This window comes from Sphingobacterium humi (genome assembly GCF_009768885.1).
In the GTDB taxonomy this organism is placed as follows: domain Bacteria; phylum Bacteroidota; class Bacteroidia; order Sphingobacteriales; family Sphingobacteriaceae; genus Sphingobacterium; species Sphingobacterium humi.
Map to the genome: position 1 here is coordinate 343,014 of NZ_WSQA01000001.1, position 13,104 is coordinate 356,117.

Genomic DNA, 13,104 nt, shown 5'->3' on the forward strand with positions numbered 1-13,104 from the left:
TCGTGTAGAAAAGAGAAAAACCCTTATAAATAAGGGTTTTAATAGTGGAAATAGCTGTTTTAACAATTATTTGTATACAATAATATTACATTTCTGTATAAATCTACTAGACCTCAAGCCTTACTCCAGCTTATCCATTCCTCAAATTTCCCATCAGCGGATCGCTTGTACTCACCTGCCCATTTTCTTGGTGGCCGGCATATTTAAACAAGAAGGAACCCTTGGGTTCGGTGCTTACCTCAATATCATACCAACCTTGGCTTTGTTTTAAATCCCAACGCTCCCAACCTTTCTTTTTACCAATTGGCCGGATATCGCCCTGTTGATATAAATTACGAATCGACCCCTGCGCCACAGGGCTGTCGATTTCTAAGTATAGTCCTTTTTTAAAGTCTCGACTTGTCAGCCTTAGTGCGGGCAATTTTGCTATTTTATTCCCTTGGAAAGAACGGTAGAACCCATTCGGGCCATGCACTTCCAAATGAAACTGATCGGCTTTAAATTCAGTCAACGGCCATTTATAAGTTAGCTGTTCCTGGGGTTTAATGGCAAAGTTCCAAATACGCTCTAGTTCCCCTTGCTCGCCATAAGCCACCGGGCATTTCACAAAAAATGGAACACCTACTGTTTTGCTGCTTGGCAGTTTCCCATCGATTTCAAATTTGATATGCAGGATATTATTCTTCAACTCGAAATTCACATCCATATCATAAGGTATGGCGCAGGCCGGCTTTACGCCAGCTTCCAGTAATTTAAAACCCTGAAATCCAACTTGATTCTCTCGAAGTCTGGCGATCTTTTCTGGAGATATGGCTTCATAACCTGTCGGCAAGGCCTTATCACGCGCTTGAAAGATGCGCTCCACCTGTTGATTTCGCTTCACATAAGTCAAGTCAGGCTGTCTATTATCCGCGGCAGGACGAAAGATGGAGGTCAAATTCCCACATACCAAACGACGCCAAGGCGAAATATTCGTTTCCATCACCTGCTTCGCCCATTTCTTTTCGATAAAATACTCTACAAACTGAATGGAAGAGGTTAAATCAAAAACCTCGGAATTCACATAGCCTCCCTTACTCCAAGGCGAAGCCACCACTAAAGGCACCCGAAAGCCTAAGCCGATTGGAGAGGCCAAGGTACTGTCGGCTTTGCCACTTCTTTTCCGCTCCATGGCTGCCGATACGTATTCATCTGCCGTTTCCATCCCACGCGGATTGGCTCCGGTTTCTGGCCGACTGTGCAGTGCGGGCACAAATGGCGGCACATGGTCATAATAGCCATCGTTTTCATCATAGGTAAGCACAAATATGGTCTTCTTCCAGACTTCCGGATTTTCAGTTAATATGGCTAAAGTCTCCGAAACATACCATGCCCCGTACCAAGGGGAACCCGGATGATCAGAGAAACGATTCGGCGCAACCAACCAGGAAACTGTAGGCAATTCATTGTTCTTTACATCCGCCCTAAACTGATGGAACAAATCTCCCTTAGGCACAGAAACGATCGCTTTCTTCCCCCCTTCCTCCACCTGCAAATTACTTAGGGAATGGAAGTCCGGATCATTTTCATTCGTTGTTAAAGCACGACGATGAATCTCCTGCTGATGCACACTGAGCTGTTTAAACTTCTCGGCACTGTACCGCTCCATATCCTGAAGGTAAGCATCCAATTGTTTTTGCAACTTTGCCGCGGGTTTCTTCCCGTCGGCCTTTTGCTTTTCCAATTCCTGCTGTATGGCTATGGACTCTTTCTTTATAAATGCTTGGTAACGCGGATGAAACTTCACCTGGTAGGCCTCATGAAACTCCAAGTTATTATCTCTAAAATTCCCCAGCCAATCGGTTTCCTCACCTGTCATACCAACAGGAAGACCAATTTCATTCTGATAGACTTTCCAACTCACCCCGGCTTCTTGTAAGCGCTCGGGGAAGGTTTTCCATTTCAAATCCCGATGCACCAATTGTGGATTATCCAAATGCGGCATAGACTCCGGATTACGAGGCTCCTCGCGTACTGTTCCTGTCCAGAAATGCGAACGATTCGGGCTCGTACCGGTCAGGGAGGAACAGAAATGCTGATCGCATACCGTAAAAGCATCGGCAAAAGCATAGTAGAAGGGCAGGTCTTGCCGTTGGTAGAACCCTAACGTTAAGGGCATATGCTGATAGGCCTTTCCTGCCTTTTTCGCCTCCAACCAGTTGTCCATGCGTCCCTCATTGCGTGCCTGCACCATATCGCGCCAACCATGGGGCAAGGAGCCCATCCAGGCGGCCTTAGTTTTCTCGATATCCAAGTGGAAAGGCGCATAATAGGTCCCTTCTTTATTTTTCTGATACCAGATCGGGAGCCCCTCCATACGCATCACCCGCGGATCGTTGAAACCGCGAACCCCACGCATGGCACCAAAGCAATGATCGAATGAACGATTCTCCTGCATCAAAAAAACAATATGCTCGGCATCTAAAAAAGTAGTACCCGGATCGGCTTCAATAGCCAAAGCCTGCTGAATAGAGGCCGGAATAAACTGGTAAAGGGCCGTAGAGCCCGCTAATAAGGATGCCTTTTTTAGAAAATCTCTTCTTGAGTCTATCATGGAATGAAAATAGGAAAGCCAGGGAGGTAAAATCCCTAGGCTTTGATTAAGTTGATTATTGTTTAAATAGGGTATTACCGTTTAATACCCTGGATTTTGAACTAAATTATGATTGGTATTCAATTGATCTATCGGAATAGCCAACCAGTAACTTTTTGGGCTTTCAAATACCCGCACGTCACCTTCTTGCATGTTCGTAATGCTGTAGAATTCTTCTTGGGTTTTCCCCGCTAAATTCCATGATTTCCATGTACGCATCATTTCAATATGGGCAATTTTCCAGCGGCGAATATCATGAAAACGACGACCTTCCATCAAAAACTCAATACTACGTTCTTGCCGGATTACATTACGTAAGGTTTGCCCTGTCGGAATACCGCCTACCAGGCTCCAGGAAGCTTCAAAATTAGGCAAGCCTGCTCTATTTCGAACTTTGTTCAAATAAGTCAAACTTTGCTGACTTAAAGACCCATTAAATTCGAAGTCCGCCTCCGCATAACTTAAATACAATTCTGCTAACCTAAGGTAAGGAAAAATATATTTACTGGCTGTAATGGCCTTACTGGTGGTGTTATAAGTATCTAATTTGGAAATCCATTTTTGGGCATAATACCCATTATCCGATTGGTAAGGATTATTCGGATTGCCATCGTTTTGCTGTGGCTCCCCTCGACGACACATCAGGGTAATAACACCGCCATTAACTTTGTAGCTACCGCGGTCGAACCCAATGGAAGCATAAAATCGAGGCTCTCTATTCCGATTTAATAAGGCTGTATTATCGCCTGGCGCTACGGAATATAAATCCAAATCTTTTGTCAAAGGATCCACATTCATCGGCAATCCATTTTTAGAGTAATACATCTCGATACAGTCCCAAGTAGGAATCAAATAGCCGCGAAAACCATCATTGGAATAGGATTTTAATCCCACACGTGGGGCGATATTCTTCAAGGTATAGCTAAGGGAAGACTGATTGCCAGAGCCAAATAAAATCTCATCGGTATTTAGAAAGGTACCTGTACCCTCGCCTACAAAAGTAGCATAGTAATTCTGTGTTCCTCTTTCCATATCAGTACTACCGGCGACAGTACTAGAAGTATAGAGCTTATAGCCATTACTCTCGCAATAATCGATGGCTTCTTTGGCAGAGACCATGGCTTTTTGCCACTTATTCCGGTCTTCCTGAATAGGAATAAGTTGTTCTCCATCTTTATTTTTAAAGTTGGCGTAAAATTCCGCATTTCCATTTACTAGTGGCGATGCTGCGTACAATAACAGACGTGCCTTTTGCCCGAGTGCCGTGGCGGCTGTTGCCCTACCGATGTCATCATTCCCCCATCTTGCCGGCAATAAACCTGCGGCAGTATTATATTTCTCAACGATAAAATCAACACATTCATCGTAGGGTCTTCTTTTCAAATAGATCTCTTCCCCTTCGGCATTCTGCGAAATTTCATCCTTAATTAATACAATAGGCCCATAATATTCCAATAACAATTGATGATAATAAGCGATTAGAAAATAGGCTTCTCCAGACCAATAGCGTTTATTCTCTTCCGTAATATCGGGTACTGACTCTATGTTTTTAAGTAAATTATAGCAATTCCGGATGGCTTTAAATGCATTATAACGCCAAACACCTTCCGGCGCTGCCGATACAGTTGACCAAAAGCCGTAATACGTACTACTTGATGATTCCAAGCCATACAATAAACTTTTATAGGTGAAATAACGCGGTGCGCCGTAATAGCCGGAGATAAAATCGCCACCAGCCGCTAAATCAGGAAATGCCTGCAAATGGACCCGATCTGGAATGGAACCATACAAGGTATACACATAATTTTGGGTCTGCACCTGTGTTTTATAGATATCTTGCACGGTAGGTTTCCCTTCCGGAACAATATCCAAGTATTTGTTGCAGCTACTTGTTAGCGACATGAGAAACAGTGCGGCTGCATAGGATAGATGTTGTAATTTCATAAATTGAACGTTAAAATTGACATTGAATACCTAGTTTCGCTGTACGCTGGAGTGGATAGAACAAACCATTTCCACCGCCCATTTCAGGATCCCAATGTTTAAATGAATGAATTGAAAATAAATTAGATCCTGCGGCATAAATGCGAACCACTTTTTTAAAGCGGTAGCCAATTTCCATATATTTTAACCTTAAGAAGCTGGCATCACGCAACCAATAATCCGATGCTTGCACATTATTTTCATTCCATGTACTGGTCAATCGTGGATATTTTGCATCGATATTTTGATTTTCCTCACTCCAATGGTCATCAGCAATATATTGGGTAATACCAAATCCGAATTGTCCCGTAGAGGCAAATGGATGCATATTACTCATCATCAAGGAAACCCGACTTTGCCCTTGCAATAAAAAGCTGAAGTCCATTTTCTTATAATTAACCATACCATTTAAGCCATATACAATTTCCGGAACGGTAGGCATGCCGATAGCGGTTACATCGTTTTTATTGATCTTCCCGTCAGCATTTAAATCCTGATACTTAATATCGCCCGGTTTATAGGTAGAATATTCTTGGATAGCACTCTCATTAATTTGTTGTTGATTGGCAAACAATCGATCGGAAAGCAACCCAAAATTTGTATTGATCGGATGGCCAATAGCAGACGTATAGGTATATAATAATTGAGGTTCATCTTTATCAACCACTTCATTATGTGCATAGGTAAAATTTCCTGTGAACGACATGCTGAGGTTGTCATTGAGCATCTTTTTATAAGAAAGAGAAAAATCGACCCCCATGTTTTTCACTTTCCCTATATTTCCATACGGGGTAGATCCGGCCAAGCCTACAGAGGTTGGTAAGGATTGCCTTTGCATAAAGATGCCTGAGCGGTCTTCCCGAAAATAATCGATCGTAAAATCAATTTCCCGATTAATACCCAGGTCCAAACCAAAATTATACTTCTTCGCAACTTCCCACGTGGCATCTTCATTCCCTAAAACGGAAATACTTGGCCCCGAAGTTCCTGCAAAATTCATCCCTTTATACAAGCCACTTGCCCCATTCATGGAAACAATGGTGAGGTAAGGAAAGCGCGAGCTTAATGCATCATTTCCTGAAATCCCGTAAGATGCACGTAGTTTCAATAGGTTAATATGCGCTTTCAATGGCTCAAAAAACGATTCATTAGAAACAATATAGCCTAAGGCCGCAGACGGAAAGAATCCGAAGCGTTTTCCCTGTATAAAGTTTTCGGAACCATTATATCCGAAGTTAAATTCCCCGATATACTTCGAGGCATAGTTGTAAGAAAACCTGCCTGCAACACCCTGTTGACGATATGGCAACACATCATTTTCAGTGGCAGCGATATTGATGGTTTTATCATGCGCATTATACACGAGCATCGCCCCAAGCGTATGATCGCCGATTTTATTATCATAAGTGATGGTTCCTTGAACAGAGTATTCACGACGTCCATCTCGATCGGTGGTATAGGTTAAATAAGTATTTCCCGGGTCACCAATACTGGAGGTCGTAAATTGATACCCACCTTGCCCATCGCTCGTATAGTCATCATCCACTTTATAATAAAATGGCGTAAAACTCTTATACAAGCTCATGGCTGCATAGTTATAAAAGGAGGCTAAGAACTTCGCCTTTAAACCTTTTAAAAGGCCGTTTAAATCTTGGTCAACATTAAAAATGGTAGTCAAATAGTTTTGATGTTTATTCCCGCTACCCCGACTTAATAAGGCATATGGATTTAAGTCCTTATTGCCAACATCCCAGGAAGAGTTATTCCCATAGCGCACATAAGTATCCCCCTCTTCAGCGGGTAAAACCGCCGGAAAACGAACTGGATTTGCGCGCATAGCGTAATAAAACAAGTTGGTCACATCTTCAATCGGGCGATTGTTATACCATAGAATGGTATTCATTTTCAAGCCCAAGCGTGTTGTTTTGGTTACATCGGTGGAAACATTACTTTGAAAAATATACTTTTTACTGTCGATCTCCGGGTTATAGAGGCCTTCACTAGGCTTCTTCACAATCCCTGTTTCATTGAAAAAGGAAGCATTCAGAAAGTAATCTAATTTTTTCGAACCACCAGTGAGGTTGAAATTCACGCTTTGGTTCATGCTAAAATCCTTAAACATCATTTCATACCAGTCGTTATTAGGAAACACATAGCCGTTCAAGCCTTTTCTTGTTCCTTCAATTTTTTCATCTGAATAAAATGGAACATAGGCTTGCCCTTCTGGAGTATCATTCCGCTTGGCTTCATTATATTTTTCCATATAGGTTACCCCATCGGCAATAGGCTGAACCATCGTGGGTGCTGAAAAGGTGTGATCAGCTCTTAAGTTGATCAACATCTTTTCCGTATTTTTCCCTGTTTTTGTATTGATGATGATAACCCCATTGGCTCCACGGGAGCCATACAATGCAGTTCCATTGGCATCCTTTAATATGGAAAATGACTCGATAGACTCAGGAGCAATGTTATTTAACATGGTGGTATTAATTTCCACCCCATCCAGCACTATTAACGGGCTCGCATTCGCGCCAAAGGTGGAAATACCCCGAATATAAAAGGTTGCCGCATCAAAAGCTGGCTCGCCGCGTGGCTGTCGTGCAATAACACCCGCAATATTTCCGGCAAATGCATTACTTAAAGTACTTGTTGTAGTTTTCAAGTCGCTAGCCTTAACCTGCTGTACCGCGCCCACCACATTTTCTTTCTTTTGCGTACCATAGCCCACCACCACAATTTCATCTAATACATCGGTAGAATTGTCTAACACAACAACGATATCGTGATCATTGGTTAACGCAACTTCCTGCCGAATATAGCCTACCGCAGTTAGCTCTAATACATCATTTAGATTTCGAACTTTGATTGAAAAAATTCCCGCAGAAGATGTGGAAGTCACTGTTTCGCTGCCTTTAACGCGGACGGTAGCTCCCTCAATGGGCTCCCCTTTTTGATTGGTTACTTTCCCTTTAACAACGAATTCTTGCGTTGTCTGCAGGTAAAAGCTGTTCGTTTCAAGCGCATGATTTGGGCCATTTGCATAGGCAAAGGCAGGAGCGCCAACGATAAGCTGCAGGGAAAGCAGACATACCGTTGTTCGGTAGCGATTCTTTGGCAAAGCATGGCCAGTTACGCTAACTTTGTTAGGTATTTTATACATTTGTGTAAATGATTGGTTAACAATAGGTATTCAAACGTTCCTTTTCAGGCTAATCATCATAACGGAGGTGTTCGCGCACTTCCGTTTTTTCATAATTTAATCTTTCATACTCCTCCTTTTGTTTTAATCAAGGAATTAAGGCCTCCACCTTTTGAACGACCTCTTTTTATGCGCAATATTCTAAATCGGTGAATTAGGTATTAATCTGGTTCTTGCCGTTAGCTTCTTAAATCTGGCCCTTTCTTAAGCTCTTTAAGCTGCATTTCAATGGCATCGTTAGCATGTACAGTTTAAAAGTAGGTAGTATTTCATTCAAAAAAAGGCAAAAATTTTGCTGAATTTAGAATTATAAAGAAGTGTAAAAAGTGAGCAATAAATTTTAAAACCTTGTTTTTCAATATGTTGAGCTTATAAAAAAATAAGAATAAGTTGTAATAACTTTTTGTAAGCTTTATATAAAAAATGAAGAAAGGTTTCCTGTAACACTGCGGCACGTATTGTTCATCGTTGCGGCACGTTTTCTATAACGTTTTGTCATCGTATTGTCATCGTGAGCGGAGTCGAACGACTGGTACGTCAGTGCAATCCGCTATGTTTAAACTCTCTTTATCAACATTTTACAGAACAGACCAAAACGCAATATAAAGCGTAACGCAGTTTATTAGCAAAGCTTAATAAGCTATGCTACTACATGTCACCACCTACCAATAAATTTTGTAAACCACTTTAAACAAGTGTTTTATGCATTATTGATTGCACTGACGTACCAGTCGTTCGTGGTTCGACTCCGCTCACCATGACAAACCGATGACAGCACCATGATAAACTGATGACAGCACCATGACAACCTGATGACAGCACCATGACAACCTGATGAATGCCCTTGCTCTCTCCCCTTGTTCCCCCCTTCCTCTCCCCTTTCACACCCGTATCAAGCCCCTTTGCAAAGGGCTCAGCATCAGCTTAACAAGGTCTTATCAATTTCTTTATAATTAATTTTAACTATAGTTTTTATCTTTAAGGAAATAAGCAGAAAGAAATAACATTATGGCAATAGCAATCAACGGTATCAACGGCGGTATTTCTGGCAAGGTCGGAAACGTGGTATTCTATCAGCGCAATGGGGTCGGTTATGTTCGGACAAGGGCTGTGCGTCGCAAGAAGGAGAAGGCAAGCAAGGCTTTAGCTTTTACGCGGAATAAGTTTAAAATGATGCAGCAGTATATTATCCGGATGCTTCCGGTGGTTCGCATTGGTTTTCAGTTTGGCCCGGGCAAGGGTTCGGCCTATAACCGGGCTTTGTCTTACAACTTAAAAAATGCGGTAAAGCAGGAGAATGAATCCTTAGCGATCGATTGGCCGAACCTCAGCTTGAGCCAGGATTTACCCAATCCGGTAATCAACGCTTCCTTTATGCTGAACATCCAAAAAAAGAAACTCGACATCCATTGGCAGCTGGATCCGGCCTTGGCAGCCAAATACAGCAGCATGCATATGCATGCCTGTGTGATGTTAGTACCTGTAGATTTGAGCACCCATAATATGCAGGGTATCCTTTGCGGCAATACCATGAATACCCAAACCCAGCAGGTGAAGCTCCTGACTTATGCCCATAAAATTACCCACCATGCATACCTTTCATTTTTCTCTATCGATGTGCCTTCGCGCAGCACCGATAGCAAATACATCGGCGAATTGGTAATTTAATAAGCATCCCTGCTGCCTATCCTACGGGATAGGCGGCCAGGGATTGATTTTCTAAAACCTCTTGATTGCGCAATCGCAAGATCGCCTTCTTCGGGGTATACCCGTAATAACTTTTGAAGACTTTAATAAAATGGGAAACACTTTGGTAGCCAAGGTTGGTAGCTAACTCATTGACATTATAGTCCTCTTGCAATAGGCGTTGCGCTTTGGCCATGCGTTCCTGAATAACGAAGGCATAGATTGTTTTTCCAAAGTACTTCTTAAAATCCAACATAAATACCTTCGGGTTCAATTCATACTTCAGTTGAAGAACCTCCATACTCGGCGGATTATCCAAATTCAGTAATATATAGGAACGCACCTTCTCCAATAAGGCGATTGGTGTTTTCAGGCGTTGATCGGTTCTTCCAGACAGGGAGATCTGGTAGAGCATAAACAGCAGTTCCTTTAACTTCATATGCACAAAGGCTGTTTTCTGAAATTGAACGGAGGAGGCATTCATAATATCGCGCAGGATATTGATAATGCGGGAGTCGATAAAGAAAGTTTCATTGGGTCTGTTTTCTGCATCACCACTTAACACATATTGATGAAAGGGGTCGCCTTCGATCCATTGCTCATGCTTTAATAAGGAAAGGTAAAAAGCATAGGAAAACTTAATTACAATATAGTTTAGCTTTTGGTTTTTGAGGATATGCACTAATCCGCCTGCCCCATCGGTATTGAGGAAATTGCGCTGAATCATACCTACCTCATGCTTATAATCCATATTACCTGCCCCAAACTGCACATGGGAATCGCCATTGAGGTAGAAAAACAAACGCACATGCTTGCCTTCGGTATGAAACTCTTCGGTGATCTTCTGCTGGGGTTGGATCTGCATCTCCTGGATAAACAATCCGGAACTTAAAATAGTGTCCACCTGCACATCGGCAATGGCATGGCGGGTTAGGTGCTGCGATAAAAAGCGAAGTTCTTCGGCATCTATTGCTTGATCGGCTAAGTCTAAATCTGTTAAAATCTTGTTGAATTCTGGAATTCTGGAATAAATCGTCATCTTAAATTACGCTAATTATTGTCAACTATTACGCTATTCTTTAACTACAAATGTAGATACTTTTACGAAGTTGTTTATAATTAATCTAAATAACAATAGAAATTAGCAATGAAGTCAATTTTTTACCGTACACTGAAAAAATTATCGCTCACAAGTTTATTCCTTGTTTGCATACACTTATACACCTGTCCGCTGCAAGCGCAAACCCGTGTCAAGACGGTTTTGAGCGGCACCGTCGTCGATGAGCAAGGAAAGCCTATTGTAGATGCTTTTATATATATCAAACGCAGCCCTTATGCCACCTTCAGCAATAAAAAGGGTGAATATCAAATCAATATAAAACCCGGCAAATATGATCTGTTCTGTACAAAGGCTGGTTTTGTAAGGCAACATCGGGCTGTAAACATCAGCAGCGGCGAAGCCCTTACCAAGGATTTTGGGCTAAAAGTAGACCCACGCACCAAGATCGAGGAGGTCTATGTACGTGGCAAAAGCACCGTGCAACAGGTGCAGGAAACACCATTCAATGTAGTGGCCCTTGATGCCCGTAAATTCCATAACAGTAATCAGGAGATCGGTCGGGTATTAAACAAGGCTTCAGGCGTCCGGATTCGCGAATCGGGAGGCTTAGGCTCCGATATGCAAGTGATGATGGACGGCTTTGCAGGCAAACACATCAAAGTATTTATCGATGGCATACCTCAGGAAGGCGTAGGTTCTTCCTTTGGGCTCAACAATATTCCGGTCAATTTTGCGGAACGTATTGAAATCTATAAAGGCGTAGTCCCCGTTGAATTTGGTACCGATGCCATGGGCGGAGTTATTAATATCGTGACCAAGAAACGAATGGATCAATGGTATTTGGATGCTTCCTATTCCTTTGGCTCCTTCCAAACGCACCGTTCCTACCTAAATCTGGGCATTACCGATGCGCATGGTCTTCATTTTGAACTGGGTGCTTTCCAAAACAGTTCCGACAACAGCTACTACACAGACACCCCGGTGAAAGATTTTAAAACCGGTGCCATCGATCGCGATGTTGTAGAACATGTTAAACGCTTTAACGATGCCTACCACAATGAAGCGATTATGGCGAAAATTGGCTACGTCAATACCCCCTGGGCCGACCGACTATTAGTAGGTTTTACCTTCTCCAATATGCATAAGGATATTCAAACCGGGGTGCGTCAGGAGATTGTATTTGGCAATAAATACCGCAAGGGGCATGCAATCTTACCGTCCTTGGAATACATGAAAAAAGATTTGTTGATTCCTAATTTAAATGTACGCCTCACAGCAAACTATAACCGCAATATCTCGGAAAATGTAGATACCTCCTCGTATGAATTTAACTGGCGCCATGAACAACGGCCATTAACGATGCCGGGGGAACAGGTATTTCTACACCTACGTTCCGAGAATGAAAATTACAACGCCACCTTCAATGCCAATTACAACATTGGCAAACAACATCACTTCTCGCTGAACCATATTTTAAATCATTTTGAGCGCGATAATAAATCCTTGTTAGGTGCAGGTGGCGGATGGGATCCGATTAAGAAGCAAACCAAGAAGAATGTGTCGGGCCTTTCTTACCGTTATTCCCCAACGAAATATTTATATGTGGATGTATTCGGTAAGTATTTCAACCAATATGTTTCTGGCCCTATTGCCAAAACATCGACACAAGACGTATTGACCAAAACAACCACCAATATCGACAACTTTGGTTACGGCGCAGCAGCCAGCTATTTTATTATTAAAAACTTACAGGCCAAGCTTTCTTATGAGCATGTAAATCGCCTACCAACTATTGAGGAGCTCTTTGGTGATGAAGACCTGGAATCGGGCCGTATTGGCTTGAAACCGGAGAAAAGCCATAACCTGAATGCCAATTTGAGCTATCAATTTGAACTGGGTAGGAATAATCTTTATGTGGAAGGAGGCTTGGTTTATCGGGATATCGAGGATTATATCCGCCGGAATATCGAACAGTTAGGTGGAGGAAAAGTAGGTGGAACCTTTGTGAATCATGGTAAGGTATTGACCAAAGGCTATATCCTATCCGCGCGCTATCATTTTGCAAAACGCGTCATCTTCGGCGCCGGCTTTACCAAAATGGATGTGCGTGATAATGTGGAAACCATGGGCGTAGGAACTTTGCAGAAGAACCTGACCTATAAATCGCGCATACCAAACCTGCCTTACCGATTCGCCAATATGGATTTGAGTATCCAACATCCGAATCTGTTTGAGAAAGGTAGTTTACTAACCTTAACCTACGACAATCTGTATATGCATGGTTTCCCATTGTATTCAGAAGCCCTAGGTTCGGAATCCAGGTTCGTAGTACCCTCACAGTTTTCGCACAACCTGATGCTAGCGTATAGCTTCCGTCGCGGGAAATACAACCTTTCTTTTGAGTGCCAAAACTTTACCAACGAAAAGCTCTACGACAATTTCAGCTTGCAAAAAGCCGGGAGAGCCTTTTACGCAAAACTGCGCATAGCCCTGCATAAACACAATAATTGGGAGAAAAATTAGAAACAAATCAATAGTAAGACG

Annotated in this window: 6 protein-coding genes; 2 read left to right on the plus strand and 4 right to left on the minus strand. The window is 42.4% G+C overall.

The window, feature by feature from the left end:
- Positions 1–130 precede the first annotated feature (130 nt).
- The 3 genes from GQF63_RS01275 to GQF63_RS01285 all read right to left on the minus strand — a co-directional run bounded on the left by GQF63_RS01275 (position 131) and on the right by GQF63_RS01285 (position 7,775).
- On the minus strand, positions 131–2,593 hold the full coding sequence (locus GQF63_RS01275; protein ID WP_160367279.1) for a phosphocholine-specific phospholipase C: 2,463 nt from the start codon (positions 2,591–2,593) through the stop codon (positions 131–133).
- 81 nt (positions 2,594–2,674) lie between these two features.
- Positions 2,675–4,576, minus strand: coding sequence for a RagB/SusD family nutrient uptake outer membrane protein (locus tag GQF63_RS01280; protein WP_160367280.1), 1,902 nt, complete (start codon positions 4,574–4,576; stop codon positions 2,675–2,677).
- A 10-nt stretch (positions 4,577–4,586) separates the two neighbouring features.
- Positions 4,587–7,775, minus strand: a complete 3,189-nt coding sequence (locus GQF63_RS01285; protein ID WP_160367281.1) for a SusC/RagA family TonB-linked outer membrane protein — start codon at positions 7,773–7,775, stop codon at positions 4,587–4,589.
- 1,047 nt (positions 7,776–8,822) lie between these two features.
- On the opposite strand from GQF63_RS01285, the gene GQF63_RS01290 reads away from it, so the two are divergent.
- Positions 8,823–9,482: a DUF6266 family protein gene (locus GQF63_RS01290; RefSeq protein WP_160367282.1), complete on the plus strand. Its 660-nt coding sequence runs from the start codon at positions 8,823–8,825 to the stop codon at positions 9,480–9,482.
- Positions 9,483–9,498: 16 nt separating this feature from the next.
- Here the strand turns inward: GQF63_RS01290 and GQF63_RS01295 are convergent, their stop codons facing one another.
- Positions 9,499–10,539: a helix-turn-helix transcriptional regulator gene (locus tag GQF63_RS01295; RefSeq protein ID WP_160367283.1), complete on the minus strand. Its 1,041-nt coding sequence runs from the start codon at positions 10,537–10,539 to the stop codon at positions 9,499–9,501.
- Between the two features lie 108 nt (positions 10,540–10,647).
- Between GQF63_RS01295 and GQF63_RS01300 the strand changes: the two genes are divergently transcribed.
- On the plus strand, positions 10,648–13,083 hold the full coding sequence (locus tag GQF63_RS01300) for a TonB-dependent receptor domain-containing protein (protein WP_160367284.1): 2,436 nt from the start codon (positions 10,648–10,650) through the stop codon (positions 13,081–13,083).
- The last annotated feature ends 21 nt before the right edge of the window (positions 13,084–13,104 follow it).